Annotated in this window: 19 protein-coding genes; 9 read left to right on the plus strand and 10 right to left on the minus strand. The window is 41.7% G+C overall.

The window, feature by feature from the left end:
- Nucleotides 1-74: 74 nt before the first annotated feature.
- On the plus strand, nt 75-1,694 hold the full coding sequence (locus V7K35_RS18840) for an NAD(P)/FAD-dependent oxidoreductase (protein ID WP_335080714.1): 1,620 nt from the start codon (nt 75-77) through the stop codon (nt 1,692-1,694).
- 318 nt (nt 1,695-2,012) lie between these two features.
- On the opposite strand, the gene V7K35_RS18845 is transcribed toward V7K35_RS18840, so the two are convergent.
- Both V7K35_RS18845 and V7K35_RS18850 read right to left on the minus strand, forming a co-directional pair.
- Complete coding sequence (locus V7K35_RS18845) at nt 2,013-2,279, minus strand: hypothetical protein (RefSeq protein ID WP_273767019.1); 267 nt, start codon at nt 2,277-2,279, stop codon at nt 2,013-2,015.
- Nucleotides 2,280-3,081: 802 nt separating this feature from the next.
- A complete protein-coding gene (locus tag V7K35_RS18850) occupies nt 3,082-4,206 on the minus strand; it encodes a THUMP domain-containing class I SAM-dependent RNA methyltransferase (RefSeq protein ID WP_335080715.1) in 1,125 nt (374 codons plus the stop codon).
- A 318-nt stretch (nt 4,207-4,524) separates the two neighbouring features.
- Between V7K35_RS18850 and V7K35_RS18855 the strand changes: the two genes are divergently transcribed.
- Nucleotides 4,525-5,922 carry a hypothetical protein gene (locus V7K35_RS18855; RefSeq protein WP_335080716.1) on the plus strand — a complete coding sequence of 466 codons (1,398 nt, stop codon included), beginning with the start codon at nt 4,525-4,527 and terminating at the stop codon, nt 5,920-5,922.
- 322 nt (nt 5,923-6,244) lie between these two features.
- Here the strand turns inward: V7K35_RS18855 and V7K35_RS18860 are convergent, their stop codons facing one another.
- Both V7K35_RS18860 and hemW read right to left on the minus strand, forming a co-directional pair.
- Nucleotides 6,245-7,132 carry a sugar phosphate nucleotidyltransferase gene (locus V7K35_RS18860; RefSeq protein WP_335080717.1) on the minus strand — a complete coding sequence of 296 codons (888 nt, stop codon included), beginning with the start codon at nt 7,130-7,132 and terminating at the stop codon, nt 6,245-6,247.
- Nucleotides 7,133-7,142: 10 nt separating this feature from the next.
- Complete coding sequence (gene hemW, locus V7K35_RS18865; RefSeq protein WP_335080718.1) at nt 7,143-8,324, minus strand: radical SAM family heme chaperone HemW; 1,182 nt, start codon at nt 8,322-8,324, stop codon at nt 7,143-7,145.
- A gap of 250 nt (nt 8,325-8,574) precedes the next feature.
- Here hemW and V7K35_RS18870 point away from each other — a divergent pair, with 250 nt between their 5' ends.
- Nucleotides 8,575-9,651 (plus strand): PIN/TRAM domain-containing protein, encoded by a 1,077-nt coding sequence (locus V7K35_RS18870; RefSeq protein ID WP_335080719.1) that lies wholly within the window; start codon nt 8,575-8,577, stop codon nt 9,649-9,651.
- A gap of 64 nt (nt 9,652-9,715) precedes the next feature.
- On the opposite strand, the gene V7K35_RS18875 is transcribed toward V7K35_RS18870, so the two are convergent.
- Together V7K35_RS18875 and gloA2 are read right to left on the minus strand one after the other, a co-directional pair.
- Nucleotides 9,716-10,627 (minus strand): Rpn family recombination-promoting nuclease/putative transposase, encoded by a 912-nt coding sequence (locus V7K35_RS18875; RefSeq protein ID WP_335080720.1) that lies wholly within the window; start codon nt 10,625-10,627, stop codon nt 9,716-9,718.
- A gap of 74 nt (nt 10,628-10,701) precedes the next feature.
- Nucleotides 10,702-11,088: an SMU1112c/YaeR family gloxylase I-like metalloprotein gene (gloA2, locus tag V7K35_RS18880; RefSeq protein ID WP_335080721.1), complete on the minus strand. Its 387-nt coding sequence runs from the start codon at nt 11,086-11,088 to the stop codon at nt 10,702-10,704.
- Between the two features lie 486 nt (nt 11,089-11,574).
- On the opposite strand from gloA2, the gene ygfZ reads away from it, so the two are divergent.
- A complete protein-coding gene (ygfZ, locus tag V7K35_RS18885) occupies nt 11,575-12,570 on the plus strand; it encodes a CAF17-like 4Fe-4S cluster assembly/insertion protein YgfZ (RefSeq protein WP_335080722.1) in 996 nt (331 codons plus the stop codon).
- A gap of 5 nt (nt 12,571-12,575) precedes the next feature.
- On the opposite strand, the gene V7K35_RS18890 is transcribed toward ygfZ, so the two are convergent.
- From V7K35_RS18890 to V7K35_RS18900, 3 genes are all read right to left on the minus strand, one after another.
- A complete protein-coding gene (locus V7K35_RS18890) occupies nt 12,576-13,607 on the minus strand; it encodes a DUF5331 domain-containing protein (RefSeq protein WP_335080723.1) in 1,032 nt (343 codons plus the stop codon).
- A gap of 54 nt (nt 13,608-13,661) precedes the next feature.
- Nucleotides 13,662-13,994, minus strand: coding sequence for a (2Fe-2S) ferredoxin domain-containing protein (locus V7K35_RS18895; RefSeq protein ID WP_335080724.1), 333 nt, complete (start codon nt 13,992-13,994; stop codon nt 13,662-13,664).
- A 206-nt stretch (nt 13,995-14,200) separates the two neighbouring features.
- A complete protein-coding gene (locus tag V7K35_RS18900) occupies nt 14,201-15,175 on the minus strand; it encodes a cysteine synthase A (RefSeq protein ID WP_335080725.1) in 975 nt (324 codons plus the stop codon).
- 595 nt (nt 15,176-15,770) lie between these two features.
- Here V7K35_RS18900 and V7K35_RS18905 point away from each other — a divergent pair.
- From V7K35_RS18905 to V7K35_RS18925, 5 genes are all read left to right on the plus strand, one after another.
- Nucleotides 15,771-16,091, plus strand: a complete 321-nt coding sequence (locus V7K35_RS18905) for a DUF3040 domain-containing protein (protein ID WP_335080726.1) — start codon at nt 15,771-15,773, stop codon at nt 16,089-16,091.
- Between the two features lie 16 nt (nt 16,092-16,107).
- Entirely contained in the window at nt 16,108-18,186 is a 2,079-nt protein-coding gene (locus tag V7K35_RS18910) for a dynamin family protein (protein WP_335080727.1), read from the plus strand.
- Between the two features lie 424 nt (nt 18,187-18,610).
- Nucleotides 18,611-20,842 carry a dynamin family protein gene (locus tag V7K35_RS18915; RefSeq protein WP_335080728.1) on the plus strand — a complete coding sequence of 744 codons (2,232 nt, stop codon included), beginning with the start codon at nt 18,611-18,613 and terminating at the stop codon, nt 20,840-20,842.
- 91 nt (nt 20,843-20,933) lie between these two features.
- Entirely contained in the window at nt 20,934-21,608 is a 675-nt protein-coding gene (locus V7K35_RS18920) for a DUF305 domain-containing protein (protein ID WP_335080729.1), read from the plus strand.
- Complete coding sequence (locus V7K35_RS18925; protein WP_335080730.1) at nt 21,605-21,901, plus strand: hypothetical protein; 297 nt, start codon at nt 21,605-21,607, stop codon at nt 21,899-21,901. Before V7K35_RS18920 ends, V7K35_RS18925 begins: the two co-directional genes overlap by 4 nt.
- Before the next feature lie 388 nt (nt 21,902-22,289).
- On the opposite strand, the gene V7K35_RS18930 is transcribed toward V7K35_RS18925, so the two are convergent.
- Nucleotides 22,290-22,874, minus strand: a complete 585-nt coding sequence (locus V7K35_RS18930; RefSeq protein WP_335080731.1) for a Uma2 family endonuclease — start codon at nt 22,872-22,874, stop codon at nt 22,290-22,292.
- Nucleotides 22,875-22,925 lie beyond the last annotated feature (51 nt).

The raw sequence follows: 22,925 nt of genomic DNA on the forward strand, positions 1-22,925 counted from the left end.
TACAGTCAGCTACGCTAACGCGTCACAGTGATTTTGATTAAGATTTTAATAGACAGTATGAATTTCTCCTCGCTATGTTACGACTAACAGAAGTAAAGCTCCCGCTTGATCATCCTGAAGATGAGATCAAGTCTGCCATCCTCAAAAAGCTGCAAATCACAGCCCAAGAATTGATCAGCTATTCCATCTTTAAGCGTAGCTACGATGCCCGTAAGAAAGGAGAGATCAACCTTGTTTATATTCTGGATGTAGAAACGACTCAGGAAACTCATTTACTCAAGCGCCTGAAAAAAGATCCTCATGTGATTGCCACGCCAGACATGAGTTATCGCCCAGTGGCACAAGCACCGAGCAATTTAGCGATTCGCCCCATCGTGATTGGTACAGGGCCTTGTGGCTTGTTTGCGGGTTTGATGCTCGCGCAAATGGGCTTTTGTCCAATCATTTTAGAACGTGGCAAACAAGTTCGCGATCGCACCGTTGATACCTTTAACTTTTGGAAGAAAAAATCAGACTTCAACCCAGAATCCAATGTCCAGTTTGGCGAAGGTGGTGCGGGTACATTCTCCGATGGCAAACTCTACAGTCAAGTCAAAGATCCTCAACATTATGGGCGCAAGGTACTAACCGAACTCGTGAATGCGGGAGCCTCACCGGAAATTTTATATATCAACAAACCGCACATCGGCACTTTCAAACTGGTGGGAATCGTCCAAAGTATGCGTGCCAAAATCGAATCCCTCGGTGGTGAAATTCGCTTTCAAAGTCGGGTGGAAGATATCAACATCGAAAATGGACAAGTGCGAGGAGTCACCCTCGCCAGTGGGGAATATATCGCTAGCGATCATGTAGTTCTCGCAGTTGGTCATAGCGCCCGCGATACCTTCAAAATGCTATTTGAACGTGGAGTTTACATAGAGCCGAAACCTTTTTCCATCGGCTTTCGGGTGGAACATCCCCAGTCTTTGATCGACCAATGTCGTTTCGGCGCTCAGGCTGGTCATAAGATTTTAGGTGCTGCCGATTATAAACTGGTTCACCACTGTGAAAATGGTCGCTCCGTCTATAGTTTCTGTATGTGTCCAGGGGGCTTAGTGGTTGCAGCCGCATCAGAACCGGGGCGACTTGTCACCAATGGGATGAGCCAATACTCTCGCAATGAGCGCAATGCTAATAGTGCGATCGTTGTGGGCATCACCCCCGCAGATTATCCGGGAAATGCCTTAGCGGGAATTGACTTCCAACGACGCTTGGAAGAACGGGCTTTTGAATTAGGCGGTGGGACTTATGAAGCTCCAGGGCAGTTGGTGGGAGACTTTCTCAACCATCGCCCCTCTACAGCATTGGGCGCAGTTAAACCGTCTTATACACCTGGGGTACATTTGGGTGATTTGAGCCAGAGTTTACCAGATTATGCGATCGCCGCCATCCGTGAAGCACTTCTCGCTTTTGACAAACAAATTAAAGGATTTGCGATGGATGATGCCGTGTTAACTGGGGTGGAAACTCGCACCTCATCACCGATTCGGATTAAACGCCAAGAAGATTATCAAAGTTTAAATACAGTCGGTCTTTATCCGGCTGGTGAAGGCGCGGGATACGCAGGGGGGATTCTCTCGGCGGGTATCGATGGTATCAAGGTTGCAGAGGCGGTGGCTTTAAGTCTTTTGAAAAATTGCGATCGCAAAATCTGAAATAGTGAATGCGATGCCTACGGTGGTAAACTACACAGTCTCAGCATCCGATTTTATGTTGAGAGCGATCGGCTTAAACATACTACAAACCGGAAATCACAAAATCTGATCGATTCTGTATCAATTATAATATCAAGCTCCACTAGATGCTTTCGAGGTAGGGCTTTTGTTTTTATTAGGACTTACGCAAAAAACCTCTCAAACTCTTATTCCTCCGTGTTCTCTGCGTCCTCTGTAGTTCGTTCCATTACCTGTGCGTAAGTCCTGTTTATGTCTTGAGTCGATATGCAATCATGTATCAACATTGCAGTGGAGAATTTATCCGATTGTTAAAGCTGGTTCTTTACAGAAGTTAAATAGGGCTGACTCAGTTTCTGATTCATCTTCAAATACAGCAGAAATGTACCATTCGCAGGGCGAACCATTGGTATATTCAGCCCAAGCAATTGTTGCTGTTTGACCTGATGGAATCCCAGACTCACCCAAGCTAAATGAAGCCCACTCCTGATCATCGACAGATACCCATAACTCTGTAATTGTCAGTTCGGTTTTATTGGTAACGGTAAAGGTAAATAGGTCTGACATAAATAGCCTTTTGGCAATAAATAAATTGCAGATTGTCAGTCACAGATCATACTGGCACTTTTTTAAAGCATTTGTGATCTTAACTGTTAGAATCTATGCTCAGAGAAGGGTTGAAGTTTTTTTAGCTCAACTTAAATTTATGAAACAGGATTGAAAATCTCACTGACTCTATATAAGTTTATTGAGATAGCCAATGCTACACAAGAGCGGATTTAGGTTGCAGTTCTCACAAACCCTGACAATACAGTACATCCCCAATGTCACTAAATTTTGAGGCAATGTATTTTTTACTGAGCAGAAATAGTTGAGAGCGATCGCCTTAAACATACTACAAACTAGAAATCGCAAAATCTGATCGATTCTGTCTTAGTACAGTTTTGCATAAAAGCGTAGCGTTTTTAACGCAGGGGGATGCATTAACAATGCGGCCGACGCATTAACATTGTATTGGGATGCATTAACATTGCGGCCAACGCATTAACATTGTATCAGGATGCATTAACATTGCGGCCGACGCATTAACATTGTATCGGGATACATTGGCATTGCAGAGGAACGCATTAAGATTGTATCGGGATGCATTGGCATTGTAGAGGAACGCATTAAGATTGTATCGGGATGCATTGGCATTGCAAGGTATTACCAAATTTAATTCGCTACGAATTAATCAAATAGGACTTACGCAATAACTCTCTGAAACCTTATTCCTTTGTGTCCTTTGTGTCCTTCTCTACGAGACGCTGCGCGAATGCGGTTCGTTTCTTCATGATTTTGCATAAGTCCTGTCAAATATGAACTGTACTTAATACAACTCATATTTCATTAACTGACAAGGCAGCGTTCCGTTGTACACTGCAATCCGTTGGGATGATTTTAGTCCAATCGATTGAGACAGTTCCTTGTTGCCACTCAGGACAAACGCAGTCCAGCCTTTGAAGCGTTGTTTCAAGACATCGCCCAAAAGTTTGTAAAATGCTCCCAAGTCGCTATCTCGCCCCAGCCGTTCGCCATAGGGTGGATTGCAGAATAAAACCCCACTCTCTGCGGGGGCAACAACATCGGCAAGCTCCATTTGAGAAAACCATACATGGTTATCAACGCCGCAGTTTTGAGCATTGTTAATCGCTTGCTCAATCACGTTCTCATCGCGATCGCTTCCCCAAATAGGCGCAGTCAGGCTATCAAGTTGGCTATCCTTGGCTTCTTGCAGCAGTTTCTCTAAAAGGGACAGATCAAAATCGAGCCAAGTTTCAAATCCAAAGGATTCACGAAACAGCCCTGGTGCTATGTTCAGTGCCTTTAAACTAGCTTCGAGAGGTAAAGTGCCAGACCCACAGAGAGGATCGTAGAACATCTGGTCTGGCTGCCAGCCCGAAAGTTGAATCAGGGCAGCAGCCAGAGATTCCTTGAGAGGGGCTGATCCAACCGCAGGGCGGTAGCCTCGGCGGTGCAAACTATTCCCAGAACTGTCAAGTTTGACGGTACAAAAGTCGCGTTCAATATGAACATTAATCCGTACATCTGGTTCATGAAGCTCTACATTTGAACGCTCACCCAAATTTGACTGCTGCTGGTCAACGATCGCATTTTTGATTTGGAGAGATGTGAAGTGGGAGTGGTTGAGGCGATCGTTTTTACCGGTAGTATTCACCGCCAGCGTCATGTCTGGCGTGAGATAGTTTTGCCAATCGATGCTCTGGACACCGCGATAGAGATCCTTGGCATCAAGGCATGGAAACTCATGGATGTTTACCAAGATTCGGAACGGCAGCCTAGCCCAGAGGTTGACGCGATAAAGTAGGGTGCGATCGCCCTCAAAGGCTACACCGCAAAACCCTGGCTCCACGGAATGGGCACCCAGTTGCTCTAACTCTTGGGCTGCAAGGCTTTCTAATCCGCGAGCAACCGTTGCAAAATACTGATTCATCCTCTAATCCAAAGCATTGTCTTCATTGCTGACCGATTGACGCACTTTAGCTTAACTCATATCTTGTGACATTCTCTGTGAAGTCTGCGACTATAACGTTAAGTCGGGTACAACGAATTAAGTAACTCAGCATCACTTGCCCCAGACATACGGAATCAAGGCTGAGTAGGGACACAACAAATATTTTTTGAAAGAGATTATATTTCTTCAGTTTAAGTACTATCTTAAATCAATCAATCCTGCTAGTATCAGGCTGAAATAGTGTTTTTACACTTTACAATACAACCCATTAATTAAATATAGTCAGAGGAATAAACTATGACTTTAATATCTGATATTGTTCTGCTACAAGACTTAACAGCGTCAGATGATCACGAATTGGTCGAGTTAAAAGCTGAACTTCCGGCAATGGTAAATCAGTTAACCAACCCGCTTTTAGCAAGTATCTTTGGTCGTGACCTGAAATTTGGTATTGCCTCGTTCAAGGATAAGCCAATTCCGCCTTTTGGCGGTTACGCTGACTATGTATATCAAGCAGAAGTCCCTTTGACAAATAATGTAACAACAGTTAAAGACAAAATTTTTGGCTTTGAAGCTTTTGGTGGCAATGATGAACCCGAATCACAATTAGACGCACTCTTGTACGCAGCTTTAGATAGCGGTGGTAGCCTTGGTTACAGAGTAGGTTCATTTCGTATTGTTTTCCTAGCCACTGATAGTGTTTATCACGTTGCCGGCGATCGGGCAGCAGTTAGTCCAAGTAATACTATTGCCAATAATGGAGATGGTGTAATTGATCCTTATGAAGATTATCCAGAGATTGGACAAGTAAAAACTGCGCTAGAAGCAAATAACATTATTCCAATTTTTTTAACTACAAGTAATGTTGCAGCCGATTACGAGAAACTAGTTACTAAGCTTGGTCGAGGTGATGTACTGACTCTTGGTTCTAAAAATCAGAATGTTGCTGATGCCATAAAAGAGGCAATTGCTCGATCCAGAAATGTGATAAGTACTGATGTTGTTACGACAAATGGAGACGATACCCTTAATAAAAGGGATTTTTTGCCTGGTAATAAGGTTATTTTTGCTGAGGGCGGTAATGACAGTATTTCACTTTCTGGTGTTGCTGGAAACCATTACATTGATGGGGGGGCGGGTTCTGACACCCTTTTTGGTGGATCTGGTGCAGACAGAATAGATGGGGGTAGTGATGACGATAAGCTCGTGGGGGGCAACGGTGATGATATTCTCTTTGGCAGTAGTGGAAAAGATACTCTGCTCGGTGGCAAGGGCAACGATTACCTCCAGGGAGATAGTGGGGACGACATCTTAATAGGAGGCGCAGGTTCAGATAAGTTTGCATTTGCAACAGGATCAAAGTTTGATATTAGGGAACTCGGAGTTGATATTATTAATGACTTCACTCCTAATCAAGACAAGATCCTACTATCGAAATATACGTTTACCGCTCTGAGTAACTCGGTTTTGCCAACTGCATTAGATTCCGCAGACTTTGCCACAGTGACGAACGATAGTTTAGCAGCAGTTAGTAGTGCTAAAATTGTTTACAATAGCCTTAATGGTAGTCTCTTTTATAACCCCAATGGTTCAGCGGATGGTTTTGCTGATATTAATTCGGGGGGTAAATTTGCACAATTGGGTACTACCTCGTTTCCGGCTCTAACTACTAATAGTTTTGAGGTAGTTTTGTAATTGATTTAGGTTAATTTTCAAATTCATACAAAGGACTTCCAAGGAATAAAGTACTTAGTCATTGATAATAACATTGGAGAGTGTGATCAGTCAGTGCTGCACCACACGCTCCACACACCCCCGCTATAAGCCAATACGCTTCGGTTAAGGCTATGTAGTCCTAATAACAAAGAAAACAGGAGACTGTGCAAACTAAACGGTGTAGTTTCAATGTGCCTCAAGTCCTTACTCATCACTCTACTTACCTCAATAGCTTACTGTCTGCTTGAGCCACCTTAAAAAGTGAGATCCTCTCAGATAAACTAATTGAACTGAAATTAATCTATATTTTTCTAAAATCAATCATTGTCTGACGATAGGCATCTGGCAATCCTATATCAAAACACTTGCCGTTAACAACATATCCTGTCATTCCTTCTTCCTGACGTAATTTTTCCAGACAGGATGTTAACTGAAATTCACCTCGTTCTCGAAAATTTTGGTTAATGTGTTCTGCTAGAAAGTCAAAAATCTTCGGCGTTAGTAAATATAAGCCAAATATACATAAAAACTCATTTTCTGACATTCCCTTTACACGCAAATGCTGTTTTGCATACTCAATAGTAGGCTTTTCATAGAGTTGTGTAACTTCAAGAATCGAGTTTATATCTTGCCAAACTCCTGTTACACATCCAGCTTTATGAATAATTTCTGCTGGCATTGTAGTTAAGCCAATAATGTTTTGATTAACTTGTTTGTAAACATCTAAAACTTGACTAGTACAAGATTTTTCAGTGTCAGATGCGTAAATGTGGTCGCCCAGCATGAGCAAAAACGGCTCATCTTGCACCCAATCTTTAGCACAAAATACCGCATGTCCATAGCCTAATTGCTCCTCTTGCAATAAGATAGTAATTCTGCTACCTAAATCCTCGATATATCGGCTATATTCTTGATTCTGCGGTGAAAGTTTATCTAAAAGTTCTTTTTTAGGTGGGTTTTTCAATAAATCTTCAAATATTTCTTTGTCATCTGGCTGCACCACGATCGCCACTTCTGCAATTCCAGCACTAATTGCCTCTTCAATAATTGCAATAATCACAGGTTTTGCCCTGCCATCTTGATCAATAATCGGGAAAAGTTCTTTTTTCACAACTTTAGTCGCTGGAAACAACCGAGTGCCAAAACCAGCTACCGGAATCACAGCTTTTCTAACTTGATTTTTCTGCATAAACAGTTCGTCACCCCAACTTATCAAACAAGTGTGCCAACACCACATTAGAAAACAAAAATCCTTGGGGATCAATCAAACGCAACCTTCCGTCTGCAACTTCCACCCAACCTTTCTCAAAATACGATCGCAAACACTTGCAAATCTCTTCTACCTTCTCTTCCCCAAAGGCCTGTGCCAACGCCACCAAACTCAAACCCTCCGCCAAACGCAACCCCAACATTAACGTCTCTAACAATACTTCCTTTGGGGGAGTCAGATCACAATCAATCACACCGCCAGCTTGCACCCACTGGTAATACTCCTTAGTCTTGCGCGGACGAGTGAAGCGCTTCCCCTGAACATAACTCGCCGCACCCATCCCAAAGCCGTAGTAAGGGCGGTTTTCCCAATAGACTCGATTATGCCGACACTGATGACCAGGTTGGGCATAATTGGAAATTTCATAATGCTCATAACCTGAACTAGTCAAAACCTGCTGCCCCATCTGATACATTTTGACCGTGGCTTCATCCGTAGGCATTGGAGTATCACCAGGTTTGTAATAACGACCAAAGGCTGTACCTGGTTCAATGGTAAGATCATAGATGGAAATGTGAGTGGGTACAAGCCCGATCGCTTTTGTTAGAGAATCCTGCCATTGATCCAAAGACTGATGCGGCAACCCGGAAATTAAATCTAAACTAAATTCGGGAATCTCGACTTGGTGGATTAATTCCACAGCTGCAAAAATATCTTCAACTGAGTGCGATCGCCCCGCCCTTTGCAATAATTCTTCTTGAAAGGCTTGTACACCTAGACTTACTCGGTTCACGCCCACATTGCGATAGCCTGCTATATGTGCTAAATCAAAGGTAGCTGGGTCTATTTCCATAGAAATTTCTGCCCCAGATGCAATACCAAAACGCTTCTCTAGCTCTGTCACTATCCGTTGTAACTGCTCTATTGATAGCAGCGAAGGAGTACCACCACCGAAGAAAATTGTCTTTAGGGGTTGACCCAATGGTGGTGTAATGGCAATTTCTTGACATAGCACCTCAACATATTGGGAGATAGTACCAGATGTTTCGCCTCGCAAGCGATCGCCCACAACAGATACCGGGAAATCACAATAAAAACACCGCCGTCTGCAAAAGGGAATATGCACATAAGCAGAACTCGCAATTTCAGAAACACTAAATTTTTGACTCATTTTGAGAAAAGTTTTAAGTTAATCCAACTGCGAATTAGAGACAATGAAAATAAGTGATTTTTTACAAGTTTTTGTCGTTTTACAACGAAACAATGAAAAATATTAAGATAAAAGCCTTTCGTTATAATAATTGCAGATATTGTCCTACTAAACCTTTAGTGTAAGTCAATATTGATTAGTTTACCTTACCGATGAAATAAAAAATACTTAAGTTTGTCGGTTAACACAGTTGCAGAAAAACGACACAACCATGCTTGACGCAATTATTGTTTTCTCATTTATCCTGGCAGCGTCGGGAATAGGGTTCTACAGCATTGAACTACTACCCAATGGCACACTAGATCAGGTAACAAATCTTGAAGCTTTACGCTTAATTGTTGCCGTCTTTGCCGCTATTATTGGTGGTGCGATCGGGCTGAGTTTCCAGACGACATATCGTCGCCTAGAATCACAAGTCAAAGAAATGCCACTGGAAGTGATTTTAACTCGTGCGATCGGCTTAGTGATTGGGCTATTACTAGCTAACCTGATGCTAGCCCCACTATTTTTACTACCTATACCGGCGGATTTTGGATTTATTAAGCCACTGGTGGCAGTTGTCGGCAGTATTATCCTCTCTGTCACTGGCATGAATTTGGCAGATACCCACGGGCGAGGCTTATTGCGGTTCATTAATCCCAACACTGTCGAATCGATGGTTGTGGAAGGAACGCTAAAACCAGCCAATACCAAAGTTTTAGACACCAGTTGCATTATCGATGGTCGCATTGAAGCGTTACTAGAAACAGGGTTTCTGGAAGGACAAATTCTCGTGCCACAGTTTGTCTTGCAAGAACTCCAACAAGTAGCGGATGCTAGCAAAGACCAAAAACGGGTGCGCGGAAGGCGAGGACTAGAAATTCTCAACCGCATTAAGGAAGATTACCCCGATCGCATCCTGATTAATGCAGTTGACTATGAAGATATTCCCACAGTGGATGCGAAGTTAGTCCGCTTCGCCCAAGAAATCAGCGGTACATTGCTAACCAACGACTACAACTTGTCTAAAGTTGCCAGCGTCCAGAAAGTACCTGTTTTGAATGTGAATGATTTAGTCAATGCCGTCCGTCCCAGTTATTTACCAGGTGACAACCTTGATTTGAAAATTCTCAAAGAAGGCAAAGAACCCAGTCAAGGCATTGGCTACCTAGATGACGGCACAATGGTTGTTGTTGAAGAAGGCAGTAGTTATGTGGGTGGTGAACTGCGGGTGGTAGTCACCAGTGCTTTACAAACTACAGCAGGAAGAATGATTTTTGCCAAACCCCAAGCTTCCGCATTAGCGTGAGGGAAATGTCCGGTGCAATTAAATATAAATTGTGCAATCGGTGCAGGTTGACTGCACCGATTATTTATTTGGACTCACCAGACTCAGTTACCTGCAAATACTGTAACTGCTCAATTGATAACCCTGTCAATCTTGCTATCTGTTCTAATGGCATACCAGTATTAAAAAGATTGCTTGCCACTTCAAGTAAAGCTTCAGCTTTCCCTTCAGCTTTCCCTTCAGCTTTCCCTTCAGCTTTCCCTTCAGCTTTCCCTTCAGCTTTCCCTTCAGCTTTCCCTTCAGCTTTCCCTTCAGCTTTCCCTTCGGCTTTCCCTTCGGCTTTCCCTTGAGCTCTACCTTCAGCTTTCCCTTCTTGTAAAATATCTTGATAAATTGCTGACTCGCGCATAATATCTGACCTCAAAACTCGTCTAATAACCTCTTTGTCTAATACTAAACCAGCTAAAATCGCCGTGGAAGCAGCAATATTACTTTGAGTTCTTGATTCTGTAATACTGTTAATTTCCCGTGCCACTTCGTTAAGTATGACTTCTGGATCGATTGTACTACTCAGTACCGCTAACGGTAAAAGTCCAGGTGTTCGCAGAAATACTTCGGTTGGTTGTTCCCAAAGTCTGATAACTGCAAATTCATGGCGTGTTCTAGAAATTGTAAATGTATTTTGTTGCACCAAATTTGAATTTGTCTGCTTTAAGTAAATTACAACTTGATGCATTACTTTGTCTGGAAAACGGCGATATACTCGCAACCGATAGTCAATCATCCGAAAGGGAATTTCCGCATCCACTTGGGTTTGGAATTCCAAATGTAATATGCTTTGCTCCGACTGTAGCAGAATTAGGGCATCAGCGCGAATGGGTTCGAGAGATAATTCTTTTGGACTTAGTTCTGTGAAAGTAATGGGTTCGCCTAATAGCCAAGTGGCGAAGTCGCTGGAGAAATTTTCAGCTAAAAATTTGCAGATATTGTCGAACATTTAAGGATTTTACCAAATAATTCGCTCATCTGCTATTTATCTGCAATCATTTAATTCAAACATTTATATATATGCTAATTTTCATAAATCTCTAACGGCAAATTATCTGGGTCTTTAAAGAAAGTAAATTTTTTACCTGTTATCTCATCAAGTCTGATATTTTCTGTTTCGACACCTTGTGATTTTAAGTAAAAAACAGTTTGCTCAACATCATCAACTTTAAAAGCAAGATGTCTTAAACCACAAGCTTCTGGACTACTAAATCGTTGCGGAGGATTTGGGAAAGAAAATAACTCTATTTGAGCATTTTCTCCAACTCGTAAATCTAATTTATAAGAATTTCTTTCGGCACGAAAAGTCTCTTGAATAATCGGAAAGCCTAAAACTTCTACATAAAATTTTTTTGAGCATTGATAGTCAGAACAAATAATGGCTACATGATGAATGCCAGTGGTTTTCATGTGTACTTCTCAAGCTACCAATCATTTACTTCAGCAGTTTTAGCATTTTGCTAGTTTTTGCAAGACAAAGGCCTTTTGATACCAGCAGCTTGAATATTAATTGCAACTGCTCGAACATATTCTCGATTTTAACTTGCAAAAGACAATGCAACATGGTATTTTTTTTACCATAATTAATAATTTGCAGTACAACATAAAAAAACGTATTTTTTTATGTTATACAAAAATGACACTGCTATACTAAGATTATGCAGTTAAATTTACAGTGTGACTTCACCTCACCTCAATTTAGTATTAGAATTCCGCCAGAGCTTGAACAGAGGCAATGGGTTATGCCAAGCAGAATGGCATGACAAACACAAAAGTGATGATTGATGCCTAAGCTCATTACTTTAGTTGTGCTGAGGATGTGCATTGAAGCTGCAAACGCTTATTTGTTAAGATTTTCAGTGCAACAACATTGAAACAGGGCAACTTCTGATCACCATGCGAACATCTACAATCGACAGTAAAGACGCAGCAGCTATCCAAGCCGCCAGAGTTGGGGTTGCTATATGCGATCGCTCTGGCTGGGGACGCATCAAAGTGTCTGGCGACGATCGCCTCAACTTTTTACACAACCAAAGTACTAATAATTTCCAAATACTTAAGCCAGGACAAGGTTGTGATACGGTTTTTGTCACTTCCACAGCCAGGACAATTGATTTAGCAACCGCCTACGTTAGAGAAGATGCAGTAATCCTGCTGGTTTCACCCAATCGCCGCCAGTTTCTCATGGAATGGCTGGATAAATATATTTTCTTTGCCGATAAGGTGGAATTATCTGATATCACACAATACACCAACACCTTCAGCCTGATTGGCCCAGGAAGCGACGCTGTTTTAGAAAAGTTGGGTATTGGTGAACTCATTGGGCAACCTTACGGTAATCACAAAGTATACACTATTGCTCCTGCCGAGGGAGTGCGGATTGCTGTGGGTAGTGGGTTAGCGGCTCCCGGATACACCTTAACTTTCCCCTATACTGATAAATCTTCGGTGTGGAACAAATTGTTAGAAGCTGGGGCGGTAGAGATGAGCGATCGCGCTTGGGATGCCTTGCGAATTTTACAAGGCCGCCCCGCCCCAGATGCTGAACTCACAGATGATTACAATCCTCTGGAGGTTGGTTTGTGGCAAACAATTTCTTTTAATAAAGGTTGCTATATTGGGCAAGAAACCATCGCTCGGTTAAACACATACAAAGGTGTAAAACAACACCTTTTAGGTATCCGCCTCAGTGCCCCGGCGTCAGTTGGAAGTGCGATCGCAGTTGGAGATGAAAAGGTTGGCAAACTTACCAGTTACACAGAAACTGCTGATGGTTATTTTGGACTAGGTTACATTCGCACTAAAGCTGGTGGCGTAGGCTTGAAAGTCAAAGTGGGAGAAACTGAAGGTGAAGTAGTAGAAATCCCGTTTGTTTCTCAGGAATACCCATAAGCAATTCAAATCAAAATATCTTTCTCTTTATCCCGAGCGCCGTAACAGAATTCATCTACCCAAGAAGCTAGACTACGGGCATTACTGGTTGGTATTAAATTCACTTGGCTTTTAACGTGTTGTGGTTGGATATTCGGATGTTTGCCGTTGCTCTTAACCTCGGTAGTAATTGCTAGCGATGCTCCTGAAGGGAGCCGCCCCTTGGGCGATGTCTGACGACAAGCTGCTTTGCTGCTACGCACTGGTTTGCGGTTACTACAAATCTCAATGGTAGTTGCCAGCAATGCGCCTACAGGGAGCCACCCCTTGGGCGATGTCTGACGACAAGCTGCTTTGCTGCTACGCACTGTTTTGTTGTTGCTCTTAACCTCGGTAGCTAATGCCACAGATGGCATAGTTTTGGCTTTGCTATTAACCTCACTAATCATTGTCAGCGATGCTTCTGAAGATAATTTATTAGAGTGCGATCGCGCTGGTTGATATTCGTTTATGAAACTAGAGGATGGCGTTTTTACTGGAATATCAGGAGCAATTTTAGTAGTAAATGCAGCTATCAACTCAGGTTTGTGTGTGTGAACTATTTCAGTGGTAGCTGTAAATGATGGCACAAGTTGATCGGCACGTGGCAAGTTGAAGTCTAGAGTCTTGGCAGGAGAATGAGGCGCAATCTGGCTGGCAGTTACAACCGATGACACATGTTGATCCTCAGAATGCTTTTCATGTGGCAACTCGCTTTCAAGGCTGCTAGCCATAGAATGTTCTGATTTTATTAAACGTAACTCTTGATCAGGATTGAAGTTAAGACCTAAAGCGGCGACTATTTTATCTGGATCGTTATTCAGCTCCAGCATAAAAGAAAGTATTTCATCAAACTGGGGTTCCAAAACAGACAATGTTGCCAAAATAAAACCGGACAAAGGACGCCGCAGACCATCGTAAGTCCCCCAAATTCCGATTTTGACCAGCCAGGGAATATTTTGCTCGTAGTAAATCAGCCACTTTTGTTTTAAGGATTGACGCAGCTGCTGGATATTCATTGGATGCCTCACTTCAGTCAACAAGATTACAGACCTTGATATTGTTAATTAATTTTATTTCCGGGGATGAAACCGATAATAGAGCATCTGTTCAACTCTTTGACCACCTAGTAAATGCTCTTCTATCAGTAAAGATACTTCATCGGGTCGAACTCCGCTATACCAGACCATATCGGGTAATATCAGCACCATCGGCCCATTGCCACATTGTCCCAAACAGCTGCTAGCCGTTACCGTTACATCAGGGATTGGCAAAGCCATAAAAGCTGCAAAAACTTTAAGGGCACCTTGCTTTTTGCAGGTGCGATTTTGACAAACCTGCACACATTTAGCAGAAGAGGGTTGGTCTATGATCGGGAAGTTTGATGGTTGATTTATATTTGACATTTTGTAACGAACTGCTCCAGTCGCAGAGGATACAGAGGAGGAGAAAGGGGTAGAAAAGAAGCAGGGGAGCAGGGGAGCAGAGGGACAGAGGGGCACAGGAGAATAATTAATAACCAATACAATTCTTGGAGAGGCTGCGCCCTAAGTGTAGCCTCTCCAAGAGAAGCAAGTCGAGATACTCAGTACAAGTGCCCAATGCCCCATAACTAATCTATTGAAAGTCCTTTTGAGGCTAGCCATTCCGGGTTGAATATCCGCGACTGATACCGGGAACCACTATCACATAAGATGGTGACAATGGTATGTCCTGGCCCCAACTGCTTCGCTAGAGCAACAGCTGCACCAACATTAATACCTGTTGAACCGCCCATTAACAGCCCATCTTTCCTCAGCAGTTGGTAAACTACCCGCAAAGCTTCTTTGTCATCGATTTGGATAGCATCATCAGCAGGTGCGCCTTCCATATTGGCTGTGACACGACCATTACCAATGCCTTCGGTGATGGAATTTCCTTCTATGTTAATTTCGCCGATTTTAATATAGCTATAAAGTCCACTACCCAGCGGATCGGCAACAACGCATTTAATCACTGGATTTTGTTCTTTCAAGTACAATGCCACACCAGCAAAAGTACCACCAGTACCAGTTGCAGCCGTCCATGCATCAATTTTACCATCTGTCTGCGTCCAAATTTCTGGCCCAGTGGTTTCGTAGTGGGCGCGGCGGTTGGCTAAGTTATCAAACTGATTCGCCCAAATGGCATTTTCTAACTCAGCAGCAACCCTGCCAGATAGCTTGACATAGTTGTTTGGGTCTTTGTAAGGTACAGCGGGGATGGGACGGACTTCTGCTCCTAGTGCTATTAGTGCGTCTATTTTTTCTTGTGACTGAGTATCGGGAATAATAATTAGGCATTTGTAGCCTTTGGCGTTGCAAATATGTGCTAGTCCAATGCCAGTATTACCAGCAGTTCCTTCTACAACGGTACCACCGGGTTTGAGTAAACCTCTCTCTTCGGCATCTTTGATGATGTAAAGTGCGGCGCGGTCTTTGACGGAACCGCCAGGATTGAGGAATTCTGCTTTACCAAGGATTTCACATCCTGTTTCTTCGCTGAAGCTGTTTAAGCGAATCAGAGGTGTATTGCCAACAGCGCCGACGAAGCCATTTTTAATATCCATTTTGACTGTACCTGTGTGAGTATCTATAAAAATTTTGGCTTATAGCGGTGGCATGATTTACAGCTTCTTTACCTAAATGTAATGCATACACCTTTAGCGTACCCCTACAATACAAGCAAGCTACGCCTAGCGTCTCGTTAGAGAAGGCTCTGTCTGCAACACGTTACGCGAATACAGACAAGGCATCGCCTATTTCTATTTTCAAAGCAAGTACGTAGCAGTGTAGCGGTTTGTTGTCCAAAATTGCTACTGCATCTTACTCAAATTTAGGACGAATCTTGATGAGCGATCGCCTCTGTGTGTAATAGCTATTCACATTCACAAATATTATTTTGACACTACCAAGCTTTACTCATTTTCAAAAAAAACCCAGGTAATACTAACTTTTGGTGATCTGGTAATATTCGTTTTCGCCACAACTTTCTGGAAAGCAAGTGCATTTTGGGGTATCTAACTCTAGCTTAAGTTTACTAGGCAATGAAAATTAGAGTGGTAATTTTACCGAGAATTTAAAACCTCTAAGTAATTTACTATACAGCATGATTGATGAGTAAATGCTGATATCATTTCATTGTCTTAGATGGGGTGGATACCGATGACATCTGAAAGCGATGGCCAAAAAGAACTTGAACACCGGCAACGTATACAACGAGAAGTTGATTTGCGGCTCCAGGAAATGGAAGCTAAAATGTATGCTCCCGATGCCGCTTTGCATGAAACTGTGAAGCATCAGCCAGAAAATTCCCAGGAACCCTGGATGAAAAAAGTGATTTTTGGTGGGAAGCTGTTTGCTCTTGGTGTGGTAGGGCTGGTTGCAGTGAAAATAGCCTCACTGGTGGCTGAATTTATTGTTGTTGCAGCGCTGGGGTGGATGTCTTACAAATTATTTTTTGAATATAAAAAAAGCAATCTTTAATAAAGGTATAACTATTATGATTGAGCAGGTAACAACTGACAGATTTATCCAAGATTTAGAGCGTGTTGCTCAAGTGCGATCTGATATTTCTGTGTGTTTGAGTAAACTGGCTGAAACAATTAATAAAGCTGAGTTAGCTGGAGAATCTTCATCAGGAAAACTCAGTTTAGAGCGAGATATTGAAGATATTACAGTAGCTAGTAAAAACCTCCGTCAAGGTGTATTTCGCCTTTTAGTTTTGGGTGATATGAAACGGGGAAAAAGCACCTTTCTTAACGCCTTAATTGGAGAAAACTTACTACCAAGCGATGTTAACCCTTGTACCGCACTGTTAACTGTTTTACGCTATGGGCCAGAAAAGAAAGTTACAATTCATTTTAATGATGGAAAAAGTCCGCAACAGCTAGACTTTCAAAATTTTAAATATAAATATACCATTGATCCAACTGAAGCTAAAAAACTAGATCAGGAGAAAAAACAAGCATTTCCAGATGTTGATTATGCAGTAGTTGAGTATCCCTTAACGCTACTAGAAAAGGGAATTGAAATTGTCGATAGTCCAGGATTGAATGATACAGAAGCGCGAAACGAATTATCTTTGGGTTATGTAAATAACTGCCATGCAATTCTATTTGTAATGAGAGCTTCTCAACCTTGTACTTTGGGTGAGCGTCGCTACCTAGAAAATTATATCAAAGGTCGAGGATTGACGGTTTTCTTTTTAGTTAATGCTTGGGATCAGGTGCGAGAATCATTGATTGATCCTGATGATGTAGAGGAGTTAAAAGGATCTGAGGAGAGATTGCGGCAAGTATTTAACGCGAATTTAGCAGAATATTGTACTGTAGAAGGTCAGAATATTTATGACGAACGCGTATTTGAGCTTTCATCGATTCAAGCACTCAGACGACGCTTGAAAAATCCCCAAGCTGATTTAGAGGGGACTGGCTTTCCGAAGTTTATGGATTCGCTTAATACTTTTCTTACCAGAGAACGGGCGATCGCAGAACTCCGTCAAGTCAGAACCTTAGCAAGACTTGCCTGCAATCATACCCGCGAAGCAGTTGCTAGACGTATACCATTACTTGACCAAGATGTAAATGAATTAAAAAAACGGATTGATTCAGTAGAACCTGAGTTTAACAAACTCACAGGTATCCGAGATGAATTCCAAAAAGAAATTATCAATACAAGAGACACTCAAGCAAGAACAATTTCGGAATCTTTTCGTAGCTACGTTTTAAACTTAGGTAATACCTTTGAAACCGATTTCTTACGCTATCAGCCAGAATTAAACTTGTTTGATTTTCTCAGTAGTGGTAAACGGGAAGCATTTAACACCGCACTGCAAAAAGCCTTTGAGCAATATATCACTGATAAATCTGCTGCTTGGACATTAACTGCTGAAAAAGATATCAATGCAGCTTTTAGAGAACTTTCTCGCAGCGCTGCACAATATGGCGCATCTTACAGTCAAGTCACAAATCAAATTACAGAAAAGCTCACCGGACAAGACGTTAAAGTAAATACCACTACTGCTGAAGATGATAACTCTCCTGGCTGGGCAAAATGGGCAATGGGATTGTTATCACTGTCTAAGGGAAATCTTGCTGGTTTCGCACTAGCTGGGGCTGGATTTGATTGGAAAAATATCTTGTTAAACTACTTCACTGTAATTGGCGTTGGCGGGATAATTACCGCAGTGACAGGTATTTTTCTTGGCCCCATCGGGTTTGCGCTGCTAGGTTTGGGGGTAGGATTTTTGCAAGCAGATCAAGCGCGTAAAGAGTTAGTTAAAACTGCTAAAAAAGAGTTAGTTAAACACCTACCCCAAGTGGCACATGAGCAATCTCAAGTTGTATACAATGCCGTAAAAGAGTGTTTTGACTCTTACCAAAGAGAAGTGAGTAAGCGGATTAACGATGATATTGGATCTCGCAAATCTGAATTAGATAATCTAGTCAAGCAGAAAGAAACCCGCGAGATAAATCGTGAGAGTGAGTTCAAACGTTTAAAAGATTTACAGGAAAATGTAATAGCTCAGTTGCAAAAAATTGAGGCGGCGTATAGCAACTTATTAGCTTTCTATAGCTAATATATCTCATTACTCTCGTTCCCAGCTTCTAGCTGGGAATGCCTGCTGGGAGGCGGAGCCTCCCATAACCATAAATAGCTAAACGTAAATAAATTAAAGTTTGTAGTAAGGGTTTTAGTCCTGATAAACTTTGCTATAAGCGATGATTCGCTCACTACGAAATAGGATTTTATTGTATGTTTAATTATGCCTATAGCAGTCCTAAATCATTTGTAAAAATAAGTTAACCGCAGAGGCGCAGAGGAGGGCAGTTGCATGGGTGGGTTTCCCGACTTGAGCAAACTACCCGTAGCGCAGAGAGAGGAATCGGAGATTTTCACGACTCATTTAAAATTGCTATAGCATAAACTTAATAATGTGAGGCGGAGCCTCAACTATATGCATTTCCAGCTAGAAGCTCGGAACAAGGAACTAACGAGAAACTATGCAACAACAGTGTGAAGGTTATAAGGATTTAGCAAATTCTCTCAAATCTGCATCGGCATTACTGAATTTAGAACGCAAATCGCAACTGCATCAAGATATAAGTACCATTTGCAATCATCTGGTTAATCCTAGCTTTCGCATTGCGGTATTTGGCCCCTTTAATCATGGCAAATCTACCTTACTGAATGCTATGCTGGGAAATCGTACTTTACCAATTGATTTAATTCCCACTACAGGCGCAGCAATTACTGTCAAGTATGGCTCTGATCTGCAAACTCAGATCATGTTGGTAGATGGTACAGAAATCTATCGCAGTGGCACAGAAGTTTTACAAGAATTTGCAATTCTTGATGGCAATAGGCAGATGCGAAAAGATGTAGTATCTGTAGAAATTTTTTGTCCGCATCCCTTCTTAGAAACAGGTATAGAATTACTCGATTTACCAGGAACAAATGATAGAGAAGAACAAGATAATTTAATTAGAGAACAACTCTTAAGTGCAGATTTAGTTATCCAATTATTAGATGCACGGAAGTTAATGACTTTGGGGGAACGGGAAAACTTACGAGATTGGCTATTAGATCGCGGTATTAAAACAGTTATATTTGTTGCTAATTTTATTAACTTACTCGAACCCGACGAGCAAAAACAAGTCCAAAATCGCCTGGTGTTTGTTGCGGAAAGCTTTCGAGCCGAATTACCTCCAGGTTTTAGTAATTTATATCGCGTTGATGCTTTACCTGCCTTAAGAGCGAGATTAAAAGGCGATGTTGCTGCTGCCAATAGTAGCGGTTTAGTAGCTTTTGAAACAGCTTTGCAAAATATTGTGGGGATTTTGCAACCAAATCGTGGTAGTGTGCGTTTGCCAAGAGTGGAGGCGATCGCTTCTCAAATCCAACTCTCATTAAAAGCTAAAATTGACAATATTGCTATTGAAATAAAATCTTTTGATGATAAACAAAATACTAAAATTGAAATTAAACAAAAAGCAGCTAATTTAATTTATAAAGGTTTTGCTATTAGTGTGGGAGAGTTACGAGATTGGTTAGCATTACCCAACCTCCTTACAAAATATCAAGCTGAAGCGGCAGTTGCATTGGCAGAAAATAACTTTAAATATTGGCAAACAAATACTCTTAAAAAAGACCTGACTCAGTTGCAATTGGCTGCGGTGAAATGGCTTGATCAAGCTTATGAATTTTTCCACGAAGAACGGCCGCAAGATTTATTAATTCCCTTTCCTAGTGAACCACAACTAATACTCCCCTCAAAGTCAAGCAATACTGATGATTTGAGTGAACCAGGTTCCATCGCTGTTGGTGGTGGTATTGGTTGGTTGTTAGGCGGCCCGGTAGGTGCTGCTGTCGTCGGGAGTATTTCTTATTTGTTAAACAAGAATATCCAAAACCAAGATGAACAATTAGCAAAGGATTCTTATAATCAGGAAGTTGCTAAACTTTGTATAACTGCGATTGAAAATTATTTATCTGGCTTCAGCGTTCAAGGGTTATCAATTTTGACTGAATATGAGCAGAAAGCCGAAAAAATAATTTGTTTTGAAATTAGTCAAGAACCACTAGAAATTACTAATAAACGTGAAACTTGGCAGCAGTTACAAAACGGTTTTAATCAGTTCCTCCAAGAGTTAAAAAAAGTCAAAATTGTCTCAAATTATCAATATTATAAAGAAATACCAAAATCCACGAATATCAATAGAAAATATTCGCCACAGCCAGAGAGAGTTAAAACTTTCTCACAAAAAGAGCCAGATATTAACCAACAGCATGAAAATACTGCTAAAAATACTGCGACAAGGGTAAAATTTGTTTCTCCACCACCGCCAAAAGCTTCTCCCTCTCCACGCCCAGAAGAGTTGGAGGCGAAATTTCGTGATTGGGAACTCAATGAGGAAATAGCGCGAATGAAAGCAGAGATGCGTAGCCCTAAGGCTTGTCCTCAGACATCGCCTGGTTCTCAAACTGACAAACAGCAAAATACAACTCAAAGCAATAAAACACCCAACCAAGCCCAAACAGATAAGATTACTCACGCCTACGACATTTTAGGATTGCAAGCAAATGCTTCTCAGACTGAGGTAAAGCAGGCTTATCGAACTTTAGTAAAGAAATGGCATCCCGATTTGTTTGTGAATCAGCCGCAATTGCTAAAACAAGCACAAGAGAAAATGCACTTAGTTAATGAAGCTTACACAATTTTGAGTGAGAAATGAACAACCAGATCCCCAACTTCTTTGAAAAGTCGCGGAGCTTTAGATTTCATCCTAATTTGATTACAATTAGGAAATTGTTTAGGTGAGATTTATGCAACTGTTATCTTTGAGGAATGGCTTTTTGGCGTTAACCTTGACTACGATCGCCTCAGCTGGTGGGTTAATCACAGCCTGTAGCAATACGGCTTCCCAGAACCAAAGCCAAGCCCCAAACGCAACCGTTACCAATGTTAGCGACAAGCAGATGAATCACAGTATGGCTATGGATTTAGGCCCAGCCGATGCTAACTTTGATTTACGATTTATCGACGCTATGATACCACACCATCAAGGGGCTGTGGAAATGGCTAAAGAAGCGCAGCAGAAATCAAAACGCCCTGAAATCAAAAAACTAGCAGACAATATCATCAAATCACAAGATCAAGAAATCACTCAGATGAAGCAGTGGCGACAAGCTTGGTATCCCAAGGCGGGAGATAAACCAATGGCTTATGATAGTCAAATGGGTCACATGATGGAGATGTCATCCGATCAAACTAAAGCCATGATGATGAGTCAAGACTTAGGTGCAGCTGATGCTGAATTTGATCTGCGCTTTATCAATGCGATGATTCCTCACCATGAAGGGGCTGTAACAATGGCAAAAGATGTATTGGGTAAGTCTAAGCGCCCCGAAATTAAGCAATTAGGCCAAGAAATTATTAAGGCACAAAATACAGAGATTAAGCAAATGCAGCAGTGGCGAAAAACTTGGTATAACAAGTGAGCCTAAGTACAGTTTTGCATAAAATCGTAGTGTTTTTAAATGTAGAGAGACGCATTGGCATTGTAGAGGGACGCATTGGCATTGTAGAGGGATGCATTGGCATTGTAGAGGGATGCATTGGCATTGCAGAGAGATACATTGGCATTGTAGAGAGATACATTGGCATTGTAGAGAGACGCATTGGCATTGTAGAGGGACGCATTGGCATTGTAGAGGGACGCATTGGCATTGTAGAGGGACGCATTGGCATTGCCAAATTTAATTCGCTACGAATTAATGAAATGCTATATTAAGTATCTGTGTAGATTCGCCAGCACCCCCCTACTGCCTAATCTCTCTTTCCTGATGAACTGCGGCGCATTCTCATCAATTGGCAAATAACAAAATTTGTTTTGGCTGCGTCATAGTTGTCATAGATACTCATTTCCAGGCTATCCCAATCATCTGCAAAGGTTGTTAGATGCGATCGCAAAATCTCAGTCTGCGCTTCGTTAATTCCTTGAGAGGCTAGGTCAATCTCATCCGACCTGATAAAAATTACAATTACTCACGTTCCTTCATGTACATCGGTGGGTTGTTCAGTGAGTTCTACTCGACCATTACGATATGTCCCTTCAACACTAGCTAACATTTTTAACCTTGTTGCTTGTGAATAAGTTAAACTGCTTTATAAAACTTTCTCTACCAAACTTTACTCATATTGAGAATAAACCCAGGCAATACCGACTCGCCGCTTACACTAGCAGGATTATCCAAACATTCCTCTGGCAATCCAGGACGATAAATATAAACTTTACGCTGCTTACGATCAATCAACCAGCCTAACTGTATTCCTGGCTCATTCATATATTCCTCCATTTTTTCCTTCAAAGTTTGGAGGTTGTCGCTAGGAGATTTGAGTTCAACTACAAAATCTGGACAAATAGGTACAAACCTTTCTTGTTGTTTTGGAGATAGAGAATTCCACCGTTCTAGTTGAATCCAGGAAGCATCTGGCGATCTGTTTGCACCTGTTGATAACTTAAATCCGGTACTAGAGTCAAAAGTTATACCTGTACCATCTTGTTCCGACCACACCCATAACTGCCCAAAGATGTTGCCTCCACGGTTGCCTGTTGTCCCTCCTGTAGGTGGCATAATTGATATTTCTCCAAATTTATTCCGCTCAATGCGTAAGTCACGATTCACCTGACAGAACTCAAAAAATTGTTCGTCTGTCATTTGCATTGATGACGGAATTTGTAAAACCAAAGGGGATGAAAACATCAAGATTTCCTCCAGGTTCAGATGCCTAGCCGAGTAACTATATTCTCACGC

It is taken from the genome of Nostoc sp. (assembly GCF_036917275.1).
Lineage (GTDB): Bacteria > Cyanobacteriota > Cyanobacteriia > Cyanobacteriales > Nostocaceae > Nostoc.

Coding starts and splice junctions, on each gene's coding strand:
- V7K35_RS18910 (WP_335080727.1), top strand. CDS start 16,108: ATGATTGAGCAGGTAACAACTGACAGATTTATCCAAGATTTAGAGCGT.
- V7K35_RS18845 (WP_273767019.1), bottom strand. CDS start 2,279: ATGTCAGACCTATTTACCTTTACCGTTACCAATAAAACCGAACTGACA.
- V7K35_RS18900 (WP_335080725.1), bottom strand. CDS start 15,175: ATGGATATTAAAAATGGCTTCGTCGGCGCTGTTGGCAATACACCTCTG.
- ygfZ (WP_335080722.1), top strand. CDS start 11,575: ATGCGAACATCTACAATCGACAGTAAAGACGCAGCAGCTATCCAAGCC.
- V7K35_RS18855 (WP_335080716.1), top strand. CDS start 4,525: ATGACTTTAATATCTGATATTGTTCTGCTACAAGACTTAACAGCGTCA.
- V7K35_RS18930 (WP_335080731.1), bottom strand. CDS start 22,874: ATGTTTTCATCCCCTTTGGTTTTACAAATTCCGTCATCAATGCAAATG.
- V7K35_RS18850 (WP_335080715.1), bottom strand. CDS start 4,206: ATGAATCAGTATTTTGCAACGGTTGCTCGCGGATTAGAAAGCCTTGCA.
- V7K35_RS18905 (WP_335080726.1), top strand. CDS start 15,771: ATGACATCTGAAAGCGATGGCCAAAAAGAACTTGAACACCGGCAACGT.
- V7K35_RS18920 (WP_335080729.1), top strand. CDS start 20,934: ATGCAACTGTTATCTTTGAGGAATGGCTTTTTGGCGTTAACCTTGACT.
- hemW (WP_335080718.1), bottom strand. CDS start 8,324: ATGAGTCAAAAATTTAGTGTTTCTGAAATTGCGAGTTCTGCTTATGTG.
- V7K35_RS18890 (WP_335080723.1), bottom strand. CDS start 13,607: ATGAATATCCAGCAGCTGCGTCAATCCTTAAAACAAAAGTGGCTGATT.
- V7K35_RS18840 (WP_335080714.1), top strand. CDS start 75: ATGTTACGACTAACAGAAGTAAAGCTCCCGCTTGATCATCCTGAAGAT.
- V7K35_RS18875 (WP_335080720.1), bottom strand. CDS start 10,627: ATGTTCGACAATATCTGCAAATTTTTAGCTGAAAATTTCTCCAGCGAC.
- gloA2 (WP_335080721.1), bottom strand. CDS start 11,088: ATGAAAACCACTGGCATTCATCATGTAGCCATTATTTGTTCTGACTAT.
- V7K35_RS18895 (WP_335080724.1), bottom strand. CDS start 13,994: ATGTCAAATATAAATCAACCATCAAACTTCCCGATCATAGACCAACCC.
- V7K35_RS18860 (WP_335080717.1), bottom strand. CDS start 7,132: ATGCAGAAAAATCAAGTTAGAAAAGCTGTGATTCCGGTAGCTGGTTTT.
- V7K35_RS18870 (WP_335080719.1), top strand. CDS start 8,575: ATGCTTGACGCAATTATTGTTTTCTCATTTATCCTGGCAGCGTCGGGA.
- V7K35_RS18915 (WP_335080728.1), top strand. CDS start 18,611: ATGCAACAACAGTGTGAAGGTTATAAGGATTTAGCAAATTCTCTCAAA.